Annotated in this window: 18 protein-coding genes and 1 tRNA gene; 11 read left to right on the top strand and 8 right to left on the bottom strand. The window is 68.2% G+C overall.

What is annotated here, in order from left to right:
• Positions 1-1,083 (top strand): aminoglycoside phosphotransferase family protein (locus ABD678_RS05030; protein ID WP_344754348.1); only part of this gene is annotated, 1,083 nt, incomplete at its 5' end.
• Here the strand turns inward: ABD678_RS05030 and ABD678_RS05025 are convergent.
• Entirely contained in the window at positions 1,031-1,681 is a 651-nt protein-coding gene (locus ABD678_RS05025) for a phosphoribosyltransferase (RefSeq protein ID WP_344754346.1), read from the bottom strand. The two genes, ABD678_RS05030 and ABD678_RS05025, sit on opposite strands and share 53 nt — an antisense overlap.
• Before the next feature lie 76 nt (positions 1,682-1,757).
• Between ABD678_RS05025 and ABD678_RS05020 the strand changes: the two genes are divergently transcribed.
• The 4 genes from ABD678_RS05020 (at position 1,758) to ABD678_RS05005 (ending at position 3,756) form a co-directional block, all read left to right on the top strand.
• Positions 1,758-1,946, top strand: a complete 189-nt coding sequence (locus tag ABD678_RS05020; RefSeq protein ID WP_344754344.1) for a hypothetical protein — start codon at positions 1,758-1,760, stop codon at positions 1,944-1,946.
• Positions 1,947-1,948: 2 nt separating this feature from the next.
• A complete protein-coding gene (locus ABD678_RS05015; RefSeq protein WP_344754342.1) occupies positions 1,949-2,431 on the top strand; it encodes a hypothetical protein in 483 nt (160 codons plus the stop codon).
• 18 nt (positions 2,432-2,449) lie between these two features.
• Complete coding sequence (locus ABD678_RS05010) at positions 2,450-2,626, top strand: hypothetical protein (RefSeq protein WP_344754341.1); 177 nt, start codon at positions 2,450-2,452, stop codon at positions 2,624-2,626.
• Between the two features lie 143 nt (positions 2,627-2,769).
• The gene (locus ABD678_RS05005) at positions 2,770-3,756 is read left to right on the top strand and encodes an aldo/keto reductase (RefSeq protein ID WP_344754339.1); all 987 of its coding nucleotides are present in this window, start codon (positions 2,770-2,772) and stop codon (positions 3,754-3,756) included.
• A 50-nt stretch (positions 3,757-3,806) separates the two neighbouring features.
• On the opposite strand, the gene ABD678_RS05000 is transcribed toward ABD678_RS05005, so the two are convergent.
• Positions 3,807-3,879 (bottom strand) — tRNA-Lys (locus ABD678_RS05000).
• 93 nt (positions 3,880-3,972) lie between these two features.
• Between ABD678_RS05000 and bcp the strand changes: the two genes are divergently transcribed.
• A complete protein-coding gene (gene bcp, locus ABD678_RS04995) occupies positions 3,973-4,452 on the top strand; it encodes a thioredoxin-dependent thiol peroxidase (RefSeq protein WP_344754337.1) in 480 nt (159 codons plus the stop codon).
• 23 nt (positions 4,453-4,475) lie between these two features.
• On the opposite strand, the gene ABD678_RS04990 is transcribed toward bcp, so the two are convergent.
• Positions 4,476-4,895 carry a hypothetical protein gene (locus ABD678_RS04990; RefSeq protein ID WP_344754334.1) on the bottom strand — a complete coding sequence of 140 codons (420 nt, stop codon included), beginning with the start codon at positions 4,893-4,895 and terminating at the stop codon, positions 4,476-4,478.
• 167 nt (positions 4,896-5,062) lie between these two features.
• Between ABD678_RS04990 and ABD678_RS04985 the strand changes: the two genes are divergently transcribed.
• A complete protein-coding gene (locus tag ABD678_RS04985; protein ID WP_104095298.1) occupies positions 5,063-5,311 on the top strand; it encodes a WhiB family transcriptional regulator in 249 nt (82 codons plus the stop codon).
• 46 nt (positions 5,312-5,357) lie between these two features.
• Here the strand turns inward: ABD678_RS04985 and ABD678_RS04980 are convergent, their stop codons facing one another.
• Positions 5,358-6,851, bottom strand: a complete 1,494-nt coding sequence (locus tag ABD678_RS04980) for a sensor histidine kinase (protein ID WP_344754320.1) — start codon at positions 6,849-6,851, stop codon at positions 5,358-5,360.
• A gap of 84 nt (positions 6,852-6,935) precedes the next feature.
• Here ABD678_RS04980 and ABD678_RS04975 point away from each other — a divergent pair, with 84 nt between their 5' ends.
• Both ABD678_RS04975 and ABD678_RS04970 read left to right on the top strand, forming a co-directional pair.
• The gene (locus tag ABD678_RS04975; RefSeq protein ID WP_344754318.1) at positions 6,936-7,400 is read left to right on the top strand and encodes a nuclear transport factor 2 family protein; all 465 of its coding nucleotides are present in this window, start codon (positions 6,936-6,938) and stop codon (positions 7,398-7,400) included.
• Positions 7,397-9,049: a DUF5671 domain-containing protein gene (locus ABD678_RS04970; RefSeq protein ID WP_344754316.1), complete on the top strand. Its 1,653-nt coding sequence runs from the start codon at positions 7,397-7,399 to the stop codon at positions 9,047-9,049. Before ABD678_RS04975 ends, ABD678_RS04970 begins: the two co-directional genes overlap by 4 nt.
• 42 nt (positions 9,050-9,091) lie before the next feature.
• Here the strand turns inward: ABD678_RS04970 and ABD678_RS04965 are convergent, their stop codons facing one another.
• Together ABD678_RS04965 and ABD678_RS04960 are read right to left on the bottom strand one after the other, a co-directional pair.
• Positions 9,092-10,450, bottom strand: a complete 1,359-nt coding sequence (locus ABD678_RS04965; protein ID WP_344754314.1) for an AAA family ATPase — start codon at positions 10,448-10,450, stop codon at positions 9,092-9,094.
• A gap of 2 nt (positions 10,451-10,452) precedes the next feature.
• Positions 10,453-11,184: a hypothetical protein gene (locus tag ABD678_RS04960; RefSeq protein ID WP_344754312.1), complete on the bottom strand. Its 732-nt coding sequence runs from the start codon at positions 11,182-11,184 to the stop codon at positions 10,453-10,455.
• Between the two features lie 124 nt (positions 11,185-11,308).
• On the opposite strand from ABD678_RS04960, the gene ABD678_RS04955 reads away from it, so the two are divergent.
• Complete coding sequence (locus tag ABD678_RS04955; protein ID WP_344754310.1) at positions 11,309-11,602, top strand: helix-turn-helix domain-containing protein; 294 nt, start codon at positions 11,309-11,311, stop codon at positions 11,600-11,602.
• Here ABD678_RS04955 and ABD678_RS04950 read toward each other — a convergent pair.
• On the bottom strand, positions 11,578-12,174 hold the full coding sequence (locus tag ABD678_RS04950; RefSeq protein WP_344754308.1) for a hypothetical protein: 597 nt from the start codon (positions 12,172-12,174) through the stop codon (positions 11,578-11,580). The genes ABD678_RS04955 and ABD678_RS04950 overlap by 25 nt on opposite strands.
• Before the next feature lie 173 nt (positions 12,175-12,347).
• Here ABD678_RS04950 and ABD678_RS04945 point away from each other — a divergent pair, with 173 nt between their 5' ends.
• A complete protein-coding gene (locus ABD678_RS04945) occupies positions 12,348-12,809 on the top strand; it encodes an Rv3235 family protein (RefSeq protein ID WP_344754306.1) in 462 nt (153 codons plus the stop codon).
• A 4-nt stretch (positions 12,810-12,813) separates the two neighbouring features.
• Here the strand turns inward: ABD678_RS04945 and secA are convergent, their stop codons facing one another.
• Complete coding sequence (gene secA / locus ABD678_RS04940; RefSeq protein WP_344754304.1) at positions 12,814-15,711, bottom strand: preprotein translocase subunit SecA; 2,898 nt, start codon at positions 15,709-15,711, stop codon at positions 12,814-12,816.
• Positions 15,712-15,727 lie beyond the last annotated feature (16 nt).

Below are 15,727 nucleotides of genomic sequence, written 5' to 3'. Positions count from 1 at the left end.
CAGACTCGAACACATGTTTTCTACCATTTTCCCGCATTGGTGGATAACTTCTCCTCCACAAGGCCAGCGCACACAGGAGGGCAATCCGTCACGGACCCGGCAACTCAAGCGAAAAGTCCAGCCGACACAGCACACCTCCGTATCGTTGATCGCAACAAGCGCGTCAAGGTGAAGGAGGTGCGGGTCTCCATGACTCACTCTTCCAACCCCTCGGGATGGCAGGACGTCGCAGCCTCGATGCCACAGTTCGATTGGGCTTCCTCCACAATCACTCAGGGCGCTTTCCATGACGTAGCGATCCTTGGGACATCCGAGGTCGTCCGGCTGTGCCGTGGGGTCGGGCACCTGGACCGAGCGCAGAGGGAACTACGCACTCTCGCGGCCGTGCCATCCGCCGGCCTCTCGTTTGCCGTGCCCTGCGCTGTCGGCGAGTTGGCCACGACCGCGACGTGGTCCGCCTATGCGACGACCTTCGTCCCCGGCCATGCCCGACTGGACATCCCCTGGGCGGAGGCGCTGGAACCACTTGAAACGGTTCTGGCCGATCTCGGACGACTCCCGACAGATGAGCTCAAGGCAGTGCGGCAATGGTGCGGTGGCGACGAGTGGCCCGATAAGGTCGGCCAGATCCTGTCGAACACCGAACAATCTGTCAGGCGCTCCGCAAAGGATGTCGTCGCCCGGCTCCTCGACATCGAGTCGACTGCGCCGCGCACGTTCGTCCATGGAGACTTCAACCTCTACAACATCCTCTTCCTGGAGGGTCGCGTTTCAGCCATCATCGATTTCGATTCCGCGGGTCTCGGCGATCCCGCCGCCGACCTCGCTCCGCTGATCGGTGTCTTCGGCTCAGAACACCTGCGAGACATCGCCGATGCCGACACAGTGCAGCGTGCTCGCGCACACCGCGCGACCCTCCCCTTGCAGGTGGCCGTCGCAGCTGACCTTGTCGGGGACCTGAACCTGCGCGACCATGCCATCCGAAACTTCAGCGATCGTCTTGCTTCGGGAACACTCGAGCAGCCGGACCTCAGCCGCCAACGCCCAGCAGTCGCCGCACCTCGTCGTCCGTGGTCTGGGTGAAGTCGACGTAGGCCTGGCCCACCGCCCAGAACGGCTCGGGCGCCGAGACGCAGACGACACGATCAACGAGCTCCCCGAGTTCCCCGAGGCCATCCGCCGGCCCCACCGGCACCGCGACGATCACGGATGCCGGCCCGCTCGCCGCCAGTGCCATCACCGCCGCGCGCATGGTGGCGCCCGTCGCGATGCCGTCGTCCACGAGTACCACGTCCTTCCCCTGGACCTCGAGCGGAGGAAGGCCGGCGCGATACAGCTCCTGCCGCCGCTCGAGTTCGACCCGCTCGCGAGCGGCGATCTCATCGAAGCGGCGCTGAGCATCCGAGCCCACCGCACTCAGCACCGACTCGTTGCGCACTGTCATTACCGAGCCGGCGATCGAGGCGAGTGCGCCCATCGCCACCTCGGGCTGCCCCGGCACCCCGATCTTGCGGACGACAACGACGTCGAGCGGCGCCCCGAGCACCTCCGCCACGACTGCGGCGACCGGCACCCCGCCGCGCGGAAGGCCGAGCACGATCGCGTTCGCACCATCGACATCCGCAAGGTCGGCTGCGAGCGCGCGCCCGGCATCCTCGCGGTCGACGAACCGCCTGGACATGCCGCCAGCCTATGCTCCGCCTGTGCATCGCATCTGTGAATCCACCATGCTGTGGAGGACACGGTAGCGTTGACCCGTGCGAAAGTTCATCTTCAGCGGCACCATGCTCAGCGCCCTGTTCGGCGGCTGGAGCACGATACAGGCGACGCGGAAGGGTCCGCGCGACTGGCGCCTGGCCCTCCTGTGGGTCATCTGGGGGCTGACGATCGCGGTCGCGGTCGGTACGGTCCTGAAAGAACAAGACATCGACGAGCTTGAGGAGTAACCATGTGGAATCCTGACTTCGGCTGGGGCTTCGGCCACGGACTTCTGTCCATCTTCGGCGGCATGCTCGCCGCCTTCGTCTGGATTCTGTGCTTCAGCGTCCTCGTCGCCGTGCTGTTCCTGCTCGTGCGCTTCCTGCTCGTCGGCACCCGCGCCGCCCAGCTCTATGTCGCGAAGAACGAGCCGCCGCGTCCGGTGACTCCAGCCACCCCACCTGCTCCGCCCGCGGCACCCACCGCACCCACCACCCCGGCCGCCGCAGCGGCGAAGCCCGCCACGCCTGCGCCGGCCAAGCCCACGACGGCAAGCACGGATGCCTCTCCCGCAGCCGCATCCGGAACAGCGGCCGCGACCGTGCCCGCCCCGAAGGCTGCACCGAGGACATCCGCAGCGAAGACCGCGCCGACGAAGCCGGCGCCGAAGATCCCCGCCACCCCGAAGCCCGCAACGAAGCCCGCTCCCAAGGCGGCTCCGAAGAAGCCGTAGGCATCCTAGGATGGAGCCATGAACGGTATCGGTTTCGTCGTCTCCTTCGTGATCTTCGCCGCGGGTCTCTACCTCATGGGGATCGCCTTCGACGTCCCGGAGAACCTCGGTCTCGTGACCTTCGCGGGCGGCCTGCTCGCCGTCTCTGTCGGCGTCTTCATCCCGGTGCACATCATGCACCGCATCGATCGCTGAGTCGCCGCTCTCTGTCCACCACCGCGACGGGAAGGCTCGGCGTCGACGCAGCGGTCCGTGACCATGGGTCGACGTCGGCGTGCGCGAGGCGCAGAATCGTTGTCGACGACTCTCACTGAAGCCGGCTGACGGAGGAACCTCGGATGCACACGCGAACACTCGGGCAAGGACTCCAGGTGTCCGCCCTCGGTCTCGGCTGCATGGGCATGTCCGAAAGCTACGGGCCCAACCCTGGCGACCGACAGGCGATGGTCGGGGTGCTGCGGGATGCCGTAGAGCGTGGAATCACCTTCTTCGACACCGCTGAGGTCTATGGGCCGTTCGTCAACGAGGAGCTCGTCGGGGAGGCCCTGGAACCGCTGCGCGACGAGGTGGTCATCGCCACCAAGTTCGGCTGGCGAATCGAGGATGGGCGATCGGTCGGACTCGACAGCACCCCGGAGCACATCAGGAGGGTCGCCGACGATTCGCTCCGGCGCCTCCGCGTCGAAACACTCGACCTCTTCTATCAGCACCGCGTCGACCCGGCCGTGCCGATCGAGGATGTCGCCGGCACGGTCGGCGAACTGGTCCAGGCCGGGAAGGTGCGGCACTTCGGGCTCTCCGAGGCGGCCGCAGGGACCATCCGCGCGGCCCACGCGGTGCATCCGGTGACCGCCGTCCAGAGCGAATACTCGCTCTGGACGCGCGACCCCGAGCCGGAGGTGCTGCCGACCCTGGCAGAACTCGGCATCGGTTTCGTTCCGTTCAGCCCGCTCGGCAGAGGCTTCCTCACCGGCGATGTCGGCAGTTCCACGAGGTTCGCCGAGGGCGACATCCGGGCCACCATCCCGCGTTTCAAAGCTGAGAACCGTGCCGCCAACCAGGCACTCGTCGACAACGTGGCCGGTCTTGCGGCGGCGAAGGGTGCGACCCCCGGGCAACTCGCACTCGCCTGGCTCCTCGCACAGCAGCCCTGGATCGTGCCCATCCCGGGCACCCGCCGACGCGAACGACTCGCGGAGAACGCGGCGGCGACGACTATCGCGCTCTCCGCCGACGAACTCGCCGAGCTCAACTCAGTGGCGAGCCGGATCGGCGTGCAGGGCGACCGCTACGACCGCGACCACCTCGGGCTGGTCGGACGATGACGACAGGTCGGTTCCGCAGTCGGGAACGATCGGACAGTGCGGCTCTGGAGTACACCCCCCGGGACTTGAACCCGGAACCCACTGATTAAGAGTCAGTTGCTCTGCCAATTGAGCTAGAGGTGCGCGGGCCCGGATGCTGAACCCGGGCCGACGAACAAGATTAGCATGAGAGTCAGGGGCCGGAAAGTCGGACCCGTCACGCTCGCAAGGAGACCCATGTCGGATGCCGTAGAACTTCAGCCCGGGGACCTCGCCCCCGCCTTCACCCTGAGCGATGAGACCGGCAGACCGGTCTCCCTCTCCGACTTCCTCGGACGAAAGGTCATCGTCTACTTCTACCCGGCCGCATCCACCCCCGGCTGCACGACGGAGGCCTGCGACTTCCGCGACAACCTGAACTCCCTCGCCTCCTCCGGCTACCAGGTGCTCGGCCTCTCCAAGGACGAACTCCCCGCACTCGTGAAGTTCAAGACGGAGGAGCACCTGAGCTTCCCGCTCCTCAGCGACCCGGGACTCGACATCCACAAGGCATACGGCGCCTGGGGCGAGAAGTCGCTCTACGGCAAGGCCGTGACCGGCACGATCCGCTCGACCTTCGTCATCGACGAGTCCGGTCGCATCGAGCTCCCCCTCTACAACGTCAAGGCCACCGGCCACGTCGCGAGGCTGCGCAAGCTCCTCGGGCTGGATGCCTGAAACCGGAAGCCCATACTGGCCGCCTAGTCCCGCCGCGTCGCGGCCATAACCGACCGGGTGAAGAGCAGGAACAGCACGATCACCGCCGGCACGAGCAGGAACCAGCCGATGTCATCCCGGGGGAAGAGCCCCTGGAAGCTCCCGACCGCGACAGCCAGCTGCAGCACCTGCCAGGTGAGCGCGGCACCGCGCACCCACGGCCTGGCCCGCAGTGCGCCGACCGCGACGACCACAAGCCATGCGGCGGCGATCAGGACGAGGCCCAGGATGGCGATCGCGCTCGCATAGGATGCCGGCGTCTCGGTGATGAGCTCGAAGAACAGGAACCCCGCGGTCGCCGCCAGGAGCGCCGCCTCCAGGAAGAGCATGGCCGCGAGCACGGTGAGCAGGACCGGTCGTCGGGGTGCAACATCCGTCCTGTCGCCCGATTTGTCTTCACTCACAGAGATATCCCATACAAAACTATTGATTTGACCCAACCGGTATGAGAGTCTAGTTGAGGTCGATTTGTCGCTCACAGTGGCGTGGGCATATCCCAACTCCATTGTTCTCACCCGGTCTCCGGGTCATCGAGCCATGCACTCACGCATTCACCAAGGAGCACATCACTATGGACTGGCGCGACAAAGCCGCATGCCTCACTGCCGACCCCGAGCTGTTCTTCCCCGTCGGGAACACCGGCCCCGCCGTCGACCAGATCGAGAAGGCGAAGGCCGTCTGCGCCCGCTGCACCGTCAGCGAGATGTGCCTGCAGTACGCCCTCGAGACCAACCAGGACTCTGGCGTCTGGGGCGGCCTGAGCGAGGATGAGCGCCGCGCCCTCAAGCGCCGCGCCGCACGCGCCCGCCGCGCTTCCTAAGGGTCTCGATACACCGCCTCCCCGCGGCACTCGACCGGCAGGCGGGCTAAGGCTTCGTCAGCCAGGTCAGCGGAACCTCGATCGTCACCTCGGTGCCGCTGCCCATGATCGTGTGCCAGTCGATCGTGCCCCCGAGCTCGCCCTGGATGAGCGTGCGCACGATCTGAGTGCCGAGCCCGGTGCCGACCTTGCCCTCTCCGAGTCCGACCCCGTTGTCGCGCACCTTGACGCTCAGGGTCTCCTCCGTACGGTTCGCGATGATCTCCACCTCGCCCTCCCGCCCGGCGAGCCCGTGTTCGACCGCGTTGGTCACGAGCTCGGTCAGGGCGAGGGCGAGGGGCGTCGCGTAGGCACTCGGCAACTCGCCGAAGCTCCCCGAGAACTTCGGATGCGCCTTCGTCGCGTGTGACGAGGCGACCTCGGCGATGAGCAGCAGCACGCGGTCGAACACCGCGTCGAAGTCGACGTTCTGGTTGAGCCCCTCGCTCAGGGTGTCGTGCACGACCGCGATCGCGGCGACCCGGCGCATGGCGTGGTTGAGCGAGTCCCTGGCATCCTCGGAGTGCGACCGGCGGGCCTGGATGCGCAGCAATGAGGCGACCGTCTGCAGGTTGTTCTTGACCCGGTGGTGGATCTCGCGGATCGTCGCATCCTTGGTGAGCAGCTCCTGCTCCTGGTGGCGCAGCTCGGTGACGTCACGACAGAGCACGATCGCACCGGCCCGCTCCCCCTTCCGGCGGATCGGGATCGCCCGGAGCGCGACCGCCACCCCGCGTGCCTCGATCTCTGTGCGCCACGGCGCCCGCCCGGTCACGACGAGCGGAAGCGACTCGTCGACCGCCGCCGCGTTCTCGATGAGCCCCGCGGTCACCTCGGCCAGCGCCTCCCCCTCGAGTTCGCCGGCGAACCCCATCCGGTTGAACGCGGACAGCCCGTTGGGGCTCGCGAAGGTGACGACGCCCTCGACATCCAGTTTGAGCAGGCCGTCGGATGCGCGCGGCGCCCCGCGCCTGGGTCCGGTGGGTGCGCTCAGGTCGGGGAAGTCCCCCACCGCGATCATGGCGAAGATCTCGTTCGCACACTCGTTGAAGGTGAGTTCCTGGCGGCTCGGCGTTCTCGCCTCGCTCAGGTTGGTGTGCCGCGTGAGCACGGCGATGGGTTTGCGCCCCGCTTGCGGCTCCGCCTCCGGGTTGCGGTGCACGACCGGCACCGCGCGGACCCGGGTCGGTGTCTCCTCATACCAGTCGGGCGCCGAGGAGTCGGCGATCCGGCCACTCGTCCAGGCATCCATGACGAGCGCGCTCCATTCCGGCTTGATCTCCTGGCCGACGAAGTCGCGGTAGAACAGGGTCGCCGAGGATGAGGGCCGGGCGTGCGTGACGGCCACGAATCCCCCGACGGTCGTTGGTACCCACAGCACGATATCGGCGAAAGCGAGGTCGGCGAGCAGCTGCAGATCCCCGACCAGCAGGTGCAGCCAGTCGATGTCCGCCTCGCTCGCGCGCCCGTGCGCCTGGACCAGATCGGAGAGTGTCGACACCCGACCAGCCTACGGGCCGAACCCCGCGATCCACCCTCCGGAACGCCTCTAGTCAGGCGGCCTCGGATACAGCATGCTGGTCACATGCAGACCACCTCCGGGAGACCTGACCGCACACTCGTCGTCATCGTCTCCGTCATCGCCGCTGTCGTGATCCTCTCACTCGTGGTGGTGTTCACGCGTGGTACCCCCGCCCCGCTCGATCCCACCACACCCGAAGGTGTCGTACAGGCGTACACGACGGCGGTCATCGAAGGCGACCTGAGTGCCATCACCCCGCTCCTGACCAAAGAGGTCCGCGACAACTGCGAGCGTCTCGACCCCGAAGGGGATTCGAGCGTGCGTCTCACCCTGGTCTCCACGAAGGTCAGCGGCGACCACGCGACCGTTCGCGTCTCGATCGCCACCGACTACGGCAGTGGCCCGTTCGGTTCGTCGAGCTATCAGACGGAGGACTCGTTCACCCTCGCGATGGAGGGCGGCCAGTGGCTAGTGGAGACCGCACCCTGGCAGTTCACGATCTGCTACAACACGAAGGTCGAGCAATGACGGCACCGGCCCCCACCCCCGTGAGCGCCCCTCCGGCCGCACCGTCGGCCGCCGGCGGCGTGCAGACCGTCCGCCGGTTCATCACCTACCTGCTCCTGTTCGTCATGGTGGTCATCGCCGCGATCGGTCTGAGCGGTCTCCTCGAACGTGTGTTGGACGACGGCAGCATGATCGCCTTCTCCGACAACGCCGGGCTCGCCCAGTCCCTCGCCTTCACCCTCATCGCCGGCCCGCTCGCGGCGCTGTTGTGGTGGCTCACCTGGCGGGAGTCGGCGATGTCGCGCGACCGCGCATCCATCGCCTGGCCGCTCTACCTCGTGCTCGCCTCGACCGTCGCGCTGCTCGTCTTCACTCTCGCCCTGTTCGCCTGGGCGGAGGCGCTCATCGCCGACCGCTGGCAGCCCTCGAATCTCGCCATCGCGATCGTCTGGGGCCTCGTCTGGATCTGGCACTACTGGATGTGGCGCCACCCCGCCAAGGCTCCGGTGCGACTCATCGGGGTCGCCCCGGCGATCGCCTCGCTCACCGGACTCTGGATGGGTGTCGGCGGACTCGTGGACGCCCTCGGCACCCTCATCGACTCGGCGACCGAGACCTTCACCGTGACGACCGTGATCGGTATCCCGCTCTGGCAGGCGGTGCTTCAGCCGCTCGTCTGGGCGGTCGGCGGCGGACTGCTCTGGTGGTGGCACTGGTTCCGCGCGGGCGTGCGCGAGCAGCGCACCGGTTTCGCGACCGTGCTGCTCGTGTTCGTCACCGGCTTCGCCTCCTTCGCACTCTTCATCTACGGGGTGACTTTCACCCTCTACACCGTGCTCCGCCTCCTCGTCACTGCGGGTGACCCGCTTTCGGTGATCCTCGACCCTCTCGGGCTCGCCGTCTCGTCAGCGGCGTTCGGCGCCCTCGTGCTCGTCTACCACAGTCGTGTCGTCACCGAGCATCCGGATGCCGTGCACAAGGCGACCGGTCTCGTCGCCTCTGGCGTCGCCCTCGCCACCGCCGCGACCGGGGTCGGCGTGACCGTCAACGCCCTGCTCGCCTCGTTCAGCCCCTCGCTCGTCGGCGCCGACCAACGGCCGCTGCTCATCGGCGGCATCAGCGCCCTGCTCGTCGGCGGCGCCCTGTGGTGGGCGTCGTGGCGGCCGGGCAGTGCGTCCTCTGCCGCGCGGATCTCGACCCCCGGACGGCGCGTCTACCTCGTGGTGATCTTCGGCCTGAGCGCCCTCGTGGCCCTCATCACCCTTCTCGTGATCGGCTACCAGCTCTTCTCCTTCGCCCTCGACGGGGCCTCGGGCGGGAGCCTGCTCGAGCGCACCCGCCAGGCACTCGGCCTGCTCGTGGCGACCGTGCTCGTCGCGGCGTACCACTTCGTGCTCTGGCGCGGGGACCGTGCGGCGATGCCGAGCGTCGAGAGTCGGCGCACGATCGAGAAGGTCACGCTGGTGAGCTCACCCGCCTCCGACCTTCTCGTCACCGCGATCCACGAGGCGACCGGTGCGCGGGTCACGGTGCTGCGCCGGGCGGATGCCGTGGCCGGCGAACCGGACGCCGCCGCCCTCGTCGCGGCGCTCGACGGCATCGAGGCCAGGCATGTCCTCGTCGTCGCCGGGGCGGAGGGTAGGACCGAGGTCGTTCGACTCGAGGGCTGAACGGTTCCGATGGTCCCATACACGGTGCGGGCACGGGGCACGTTATCGCCTCGGCGCGAACCGGCCGCGTCTCATCCGGCCTGCCTGCGCCTCAGCCCCGCCGGGGAGCAGGCGCGACGCGACAAGCCTGCTGAGGGCGATCCGCGCGGGTGACTTGCCCGCGACATCCCGCAGCGTCTTGCCGCTCAGCACCGCGGCATCCAGGGCCTGCTGGTCGTGGGGAACCAGCACGGGACCGATGATGCCGCCGAACCGCTGCAGGGTCTGCTCGACCTGGCCGCTCGGGTTCAACCCGATCGCGCTGCCGCGGATCTTGTTCACGACGGTCGTCACCCGTTCGGCGTCGACGATCTCGAGCAGGTCGACGTGCGCACGCAGGAAGCGCGAGAGGCCCACCGGGTCCCCGGAGCCCACTGCGACGACACGGTCTGCTTCGCGGAGCGTCGTGATGGTCGCCGCGTTGCGCCGGGGCGCGAACAGGTCGCTCGAGATCTCCTCGTCGTTCTCGAGACTGAAGCCGGTGTCGAGCACGGTGAAGTCGACCCAGGCACGACAGGCGTCGATCGTCGCGACGACGCGCTCGGCCGAGAGCTCGGGCCAGCGGTGCGGACGACCGAGCCCGGTGAGCACCCAGAAGCTGCCGTGCGGTGAACGGAACCGCTCCCCGATGCGTTCGAGCTCCTCGGTGCTGAGGCTGTCGGTGGTCGCGAGTCGGCACGCCGCGGCGAATCCCGGTGCCTCGTCGAGCAGCCCCAGCGCCGGAGCGACGGATCCGCTGTGGGTGTCGGCGTCGGCGAGGGCCACCGAATACCCCTCCGCCGCGAGTTCGGCCGCGATCGCGATGGCGATCGTCGTTCGCCCAGGGGATCCCGCCGGACCCCACACCGCGATGACCTCTCCTCGGCTGGACCTCTCGTGGTCGTCCGAGCGGTCCGGGGTGACCATGCGATCCCGGGGGTCAGCGCTGTCTTCGACGGGCGCGCGTTCCGGGATCCCTGTGGGATCCACAGTGCTCCCCCGTAAAGGACCGGGAGCCCGGTCGTGACCGCCCGGACCACGAGAAGCGATCCCGGCCGTGAGGAGCCTCTCCAGCTCGGGCCAGGCGGCGGATGCGTCGACCACCTCGTGAAGGCCGAGCCTCGCGGCATTGTTGCGGCCCGCGCCCCCCGACGCCACGGCGACGAGACGCACCCCCGCCGAATCGCATGCCGCGAGCAGGGTAGAGGTCAGGCGGTCCGGCTCCGCGCCGCACAGGGCGACCTCGAACGGCACTGCCCCGATCCCCTCCTCGAGTTCGGCGGCGGTCCCCGCGCGGAGCACGACGCGGTAGCCGTGGCGCTCGAGCTCCGCGATCGTACGATCCTCGGTCTCCGATCCGAGGCAGACGGCGACGTCGAGCATCGTCACCTCCCGGCCGGGATGCTCACCGGCACGAGCGAGACCGCATCGCCGTTGGCCGTGGCCTCGAGCACGCGGGCGATCCTGTCACGCGGGACGAGCACCTCGACGCCCTCGCCGCCCCCGTCCGCGATGAGGCCGCCCGCATCGACGACGCGCACGATGGTGGCCGAGCCGACGAGCACGACAGGCGGCCCGAACACCCCGTGGTCGGTCTCGACCGCCGACCAGACATCCACAACCGCCCCGGGGGCGATCGCCTTGGACAGTCGCCCGCTCACCGAGGCGACGACCGAGGCGAAGCGGATGCTCGCGGCCGAGCCGACCGCCGAGGCCGGCACGAGTTCACCGGCCGCGACGGAACGGGTGACGAGCAGCCCTTCGGCGGGCACGTCCTCCGGGAGGAGGTATCGGCCGGCGGCCTCGCCGAGCCGTACGCTCGTCGGCTGGAGGTCGTCGATGTAGATGCGGTCTCCCGGGTTGACGGTCGATGTGGCGGCGTAGACGAGCACGCTGCGATCGGCCGCCACCACGACCGCATACACCCCGACGACCGAGGCGACCACCATGACCACTCCGATCGCGAGCCGCGGGTCGAACCGGAACGGCCGCCGCTGGCGCGCCGGGCGCACGGCTCCGGCGTTCCACCCGGGATCGCGCCCGGAGTCGCCCATTCGACCCGGGCGGCCCATGCGACCCGAGTCGCCCGTTCTCCCAGGGTCCCGCGTTCCGGCCATGGCTGCCTCCCAGAGTTCGTCGGGCGGATGCGCCCACCGCACTATCGTGCTGCCCTGAGCCCGGCGGCGTCGGAAGTTATCCACAGGCCCGTCCGGGCGCCGCCATCCGTCCGATAATCGAGACATGAACGACGCCAGCCCCCGCGGTGCCCTCGCCCGTTTCCTCACCATCGCCGACACCGCCGAGATGCTCAGCGTCTCGGTCGGACAGGCGTACTCGCTCGTCAGGTCGGGCGAGCTCCCTGCGATCAGGATCGGCGTGCGCGGTCAATGGAGGGTGGAGCGGGACGTGCTCGAGTCCTACATCGACGCCAGGTACGAGGAGGCCCGGCGGGCGAGCCTCTGGAACCAGTCGGACTTCGCCAATGTCACCGAGCTCGCACTCGGCGAGGATCACATCCGCACGAGCAGGAGCTGACCGAACGGCACGACCCGATACTGGGTGACGCCGCTCTCCCGGCGCGAGGTCCCCGGCTCGTGCACGGCCACGTCGCAGTGCTCCCGACCGACACGATCGATCGTCCCGTGCAGGGTTCCGCCCACGAGCATCAGGTCGACCGGGCTCCTGCGCCGGCAGAGATCCCGCAGCACGAACGCAATGCCCAGCCGCGCGGAGAGGCCGCGAGAGCCGTCACCCGGCCGCGCCGCAAGGCTTGCTGCAACCTGGTCGCGATCGAGAATGATGCTCGCGACGGACTCGAGGGGCACGATGACCTGTGCGCGACGAGTCGTCTCGTCCAGCAGGTCCGCCGACATCCAGTCCTTTCCGAAACCGAGCGGTCGCAGCCGGATGATCGCCCCGTCCCGGAGCGCGATGCGAAGCGAGTACTCCCGCGCACCGCACGCTTCATGGAGCGACTGCAACCGATCACGCATCGAAAGTCGGCCGAGGCGCAGCCTCTCCTCCTCGCCGCGCAGGTCCACCTCCTCGGCGCCGAGCTCGTGCTCCAGTTGCCCCTCGAGGTCGTCGAACAGGTTGTTCCATCGCATGAGGCGACGCTAGCCATCCGCGCCGACACCCGTGGGAGGTTATCCACAGGTCGAGGGTCTGGAGGTAGACAGACTTGTCTCAACCTGCTTTAGTATTCGCGGGTATGTCACCTCGAACGAGCAGACAGCGCCAGACCCGTCCGAGCACCTCACCTCGAAAAGCCGGAGTCTTGATGAGCACCCCCCTGCCCGCACCGCGCCCGATCGCAAGGCTCGAAGCGCAGCAACCGAAGCGCCGCAACGACGAACTGGAATCCGACGAGTACTTCGCCCACCAACCGTCGCCACGGTCGGTGCTGCCCGGGCCGACGCCGCTGCTGGAGAATCTGACGCGCTGCGTCATCGAGATCCTCGCCGGCGCCCGCGACCTCGAGCAGATCTCCCGGTGGGTGACGGATGACGTCTACCGCCATCTGCTCAAGCGTGTGGTGCTCTCGGCCCGCGCCCGCCAGGCGAAGGGCAGGGTGCCGGTCCGGCCGGCCTTCGCCATCGGCTCGATCTCGATCTTCGAGCCGCGCGACGGCATCGTCGAAGCCGTCGTCATCGTCCGGGGCAGGGCACGGGTGCGCGCCGTCGCCATCCGGCTCGAGGGCCTGGACAGCCGCTGGCGCGCGACCGCCATCAACGTGCTGTAGCGCGCTAGCGCCCCTTGTTCTTCTCCTGCGCCCGGCGCTGAGCACGGTTCTGCGGCGGCTGCTGGCCCTGCGGCGGTCCCTGGCGCTGGCCGAACGCACCGCGCTGGCCGGCGGCATCCTGGCCCTGCTGCTGGCCGGCCTGCTGGTTCTGGCCCGCCTGCTGGTTCTGGCCCTGCTGCTGGTTCTGCCCGCCGAACGCGGCACTCACCTGGTTGGCCTGGGCCGCAGCTGCCTGCTGCGCCTTCGCGGTCGCGGCCTGCTCGAGCTGGCCTCGCTGGTTGCGCACCTCCACGCCGCCGCTGTCGGATGGCGCGGAGTAGCTGAGCCGTTCGGCGGGTGCGACGCTGCCGCCGAGGCCCCTCGCCGCGACGTTCGGGAGCGCAGCGGTCGCGCCGCCGCCCCCGGTCACCTCCACCTCGAGGTTGAACAGGAAACCGATCGTCTCCTCGCGGATCTGCCCCATCATGTTCTGGAACAGGCTGAAGCCTTCCCGCTGGTACTCGACGAGCGGGTCGCGCTGGGCCATCGCCCGCAGGCCGATGCCGTCCTTGAGGTAGTCCATCTCATAGAGGTGGTCGCGCCAGCGACGGTCGATGACCGAGAGCACGACGCGGCGCTCGAGTTCGCGCATGGCCGGTTCGCCGAGTTCGTCGGTGCGACGCTGGTAGGCGAACTTCGCGTCCGAGAGGATCTCCTCGCCGATGAACGCACGTGTCACGCGCCCCTGCGAGCCGGCAGCGGTGAACAGCTCGTCGATCGTGATCGAGATCGGGTAGACCGCCTTGAGCTCGCGCCACAGGGCGTCCAGGTCCCAGTCGTCGGAATGCCCTTCCCCGGTGTGGTCGTCGATGATCTCGTTGATGACGTCTTCGAGGAATCGCTCGACGCGATCCTGCAGGTCGTCGCCCTCGAGGATGTGGCGCCGGTCGCCGTAGATCGCCTCGCGCTGGCGGTTGAGCACATCGTCGTACTTAAGCACGTTCTTGCGGATCTCGGCGTTGCGCGCCTCCACCTGGCCCTGCGCGCTGCGGATGGCGCGGCTCACGACCTTCGACTCGATCGCGAGGTCATCCGGAACATTGCCGCGACCCATGAGCGATTCGGCGGCCGCGGAGTTGAACAGGCGCATGAGGTCGTCGGCGAGCGAGAGGTAGAAGCGGCTCTCGCCCGGGTCGCCCTGACGGCCGGAGCGGCCGCGAAGCTGGTTGTCGATGCGGCGCGACTCGTGGCGCTCGGTGCCGAGCACGTAGAGACCGCCGACCTCGATGACCTTCGCGGCCTCCGACTCGACGACCTTCTTGACCTTCGCGAACACGCCGTCCCACTCGGCCTCGTACTCCTCCGGAGTCTCGACCGGGCTGAGTCCCTTGGCGTTCATCTCGGCCACCGCGAGGAACTCGGCGTTGCCGCCGAGCATGACGTCGGTCCCACGACCGGCCATGTTCGTCGCGACCGTCACCGAGCCGACCCGTCCGGCCTGGGCGACGATCGCCGCCTCGCGCGCGTGGTTCTTCGCGTTGAGCACCTCATGCTTGATGCCGCGCTTGGCGAGCAGCTTGGAGAGGTACTCGCTCTTCTCCACGCTCGTGGTCCCGACGAGAACCGGCTGCCCCGACTGGTGGCGCTGGGCGATGTCCTCGACGACCTGGCCGAACTTGGCCTGTTCGTTCTTGTAGACGAGGTCCGGCTGGTCCTTGCGGATCATCGGCTTGTTCGTGGGGATCGGCACGACGCCGAGCTTGTAGGTGCTCATGAACTCGGCCGCCTCGGTCTCGGCGGTACCGGTCATGCCGGCGAGCTTCTTGTACAACCGGAAATAGTTCTGCAGCGTCACGGTCGCGAGGGTCTGGTTCTCGGCCTTGACCGCGACGCCCTCCTTCGCCTCGATCGCCTGGTGGATGCCCTCGTTGTAACGACGGCCGACGAGGATGCGCCCGGTGTGCTCGTCGACGATGAGCACTTCGCCGTTCATGACGACGTAGTCCTTGTCGCGCTTGAACAGGGCGGATGCCTTGATCGCGTTGTTGAGGAAGGAGATGAGCGGGGTGTTGGCCGACTCGTAGAGGTTGTCGATGCCGAGGTAGTCCTCGACCTTCTCGATGCCGGGCTCGAGGACGCCGACGGTGCGCTTCTTCTCGTCGACCTCGTAGTCGACTTCGGGGATGAGCCGCGTGGCGACCTGGGCGAACTCGTTGAACCAGCGGTTCGCTTCGCCGGAGGAGGGCCCGGAGATGATGAGCGGGGTGCGGGCCTCGTCGATGAGGATCGAGTCGACCTCATCGACGATTGCGAAGTGGTGGCCGCGCTGGACCATGTCGGAGGCGGTCCAGGCCATGTTGTCGCGCAGGTAGTCGAAGCCGAACTCGTTGTTCGTGCCATAGGTGATGTCCGCGGCGTACTGTTCGCGACGCTCGACGGGTGTCTGGCCGGAGACGATGCATCCGGTCGTCATCCCGAGCGCGCGGAAGACCCGGCCCATGAGCTCGGACTGGTAGCTCGCGAGGTAGTCGTTGACCGTGACGACGTGGACTCCGCGGGAGGCGATCGCATTGAGGTAGGCGGGCAGGGTGGCGACGAGGGTCTTGCCCTCACCGGTCTTCATCTCGGCGATGTTGCCGAGGTGGAGCGCCGCGCCGCCCATGAGCTGCACGTCGAATGGACGCATCCCGAGTGTGCGGACCGCGGCTTCGCGCACCGCGGCGAAGGCCTCCGGCAGCAGGTCGTCGAGCGATTCGCCGTTGGAGTACCGCTCGCGCAGCTCCTGCGTCTCGTTCTTCAGCTCGTCGTCGCTGAGCTCCTTGAAGTCGTCCTCGAGCTGGCCCACCGCGTGAGCGTAGCGTTCGAGGCGCCGGAGCAGGCGTCCTTCGCCGACGCGGAGTACTCGTTCAAGAACATTGGCCACGTGAAATTCTCCTTGC

This window comes from Leifsonella bigeumensis (assembly GCF_039537265.1).
Lineage (GTDB): Bacteria > Actinomycetota > Actinomycetes > Actinomycetales > Microbacteriaceae > Terrimesophilobacter > Terrimesophilobacter bigeumensis.
Note: the sequence above shows the minus strand (reverse complement) of the source record. Positions and strands in the feature narration are given on the sequence as shown.

What these genes read in the sequence shown, in the direction of transcription:
- ABD678_RS04955 (WP_344754310.1), top strand. Translation starts at nt 11,309, where the DNA reads ATGAACGACGCCAGCCCCCGCGGTGCCCTCGCCCGTTTCCTCACCATC.
- ABD678_RS04985 (WP_104095298.1), top strand. Translation starts at nt 5,063, where the DNA reads ATGGACTGGCGCGACAAAGCCGCATGCCTCACTGCCGACCCCGAGCTG.
- ABD678_RS05010 (WP_344754341.1), top strand. Translation starts at nt 2,450, where the DNA reads ATGAACGGTATCGGTTTCGTCGTCTCCTTCGTGATCTTCGCCGCGGGT.
- ABD678_RS05005 (WP_344754339.1), top strand. Translation starts at nt 2,770, where the DNA reads ATGCACACGCGAACACTCGGGCAAGGACTCCAGGTGTCCGCCCTCGGT.
- ABD678_RS05015 (WP_344754342.1), top strand. Translation starts at nt 1,949, where the DNA reads ATGTGGAATCCTGACTTCGGCTGGGGCTTCGGCCACGGACTTCTGTCC.
- ABD678_RS04970 (WP_344754316.1), top strand. Translation starts at nt 7,397, where the DNA reads ATGACGGCACCGGCCCCCACCCCCGTGAGCGCCCCTCCGGCCGCACCG.
- ABD678_RS04960 (WP_344754312.1), bottom strand. Translation starts at nt 11,184, where the DNA reads ATGGCCGGAACGCGGGACCCTGGGAGAACGGGCGACTCGGGTCGCATG.
- ABD678_RS04975 (WP_344754318.1), top strand. Translation starts at nt 6,936, where the DNA reads ATGCAGACCACCTCCGGGAGACCTGACCGCACACTCGTCGTCATCGTC.
- ABD678_RS04950 (WP_344754308.1), bottom strand. Translation starts at nt 12,174, where the DNA reads ATGCGATGGAACAACCTGTTCGACGACCTCGAGGGGCAACTGGAGCAC.
- ABD678_RS05025 (WP_344754346.1), bottom strand. Translation starts at nt 1,681, where the DNA reads ATGTCCAGGCGGTTCGTCGACCGCGAGGATGCCGGGCGCGCGCTCGCA.
- ABD678_RS04965 (WP_344754314.1), bottom strand. Translation starts at nt 10,450, where the DNA reads ATGCTCGACGTCGCCGTCTGCCTCGGATCGGAGACCGAGGATCGTACG.
- ABD678_RS04945 (WP_344754306.1), top strand. Translation starts at nt 12,348, where the DNA reads ATGAGCACCCCCCTGCCCGCACCGCGCCCGATCGCAAGGCTCGAAGCG.
- bcp (WP_344754337.1), top strand. Translation starts at nt 3,973, where the DNA reads ATGTCGGATGCCGTAGAACTTCAGCCCGGGGACCTCGCCCCCGCCTTC.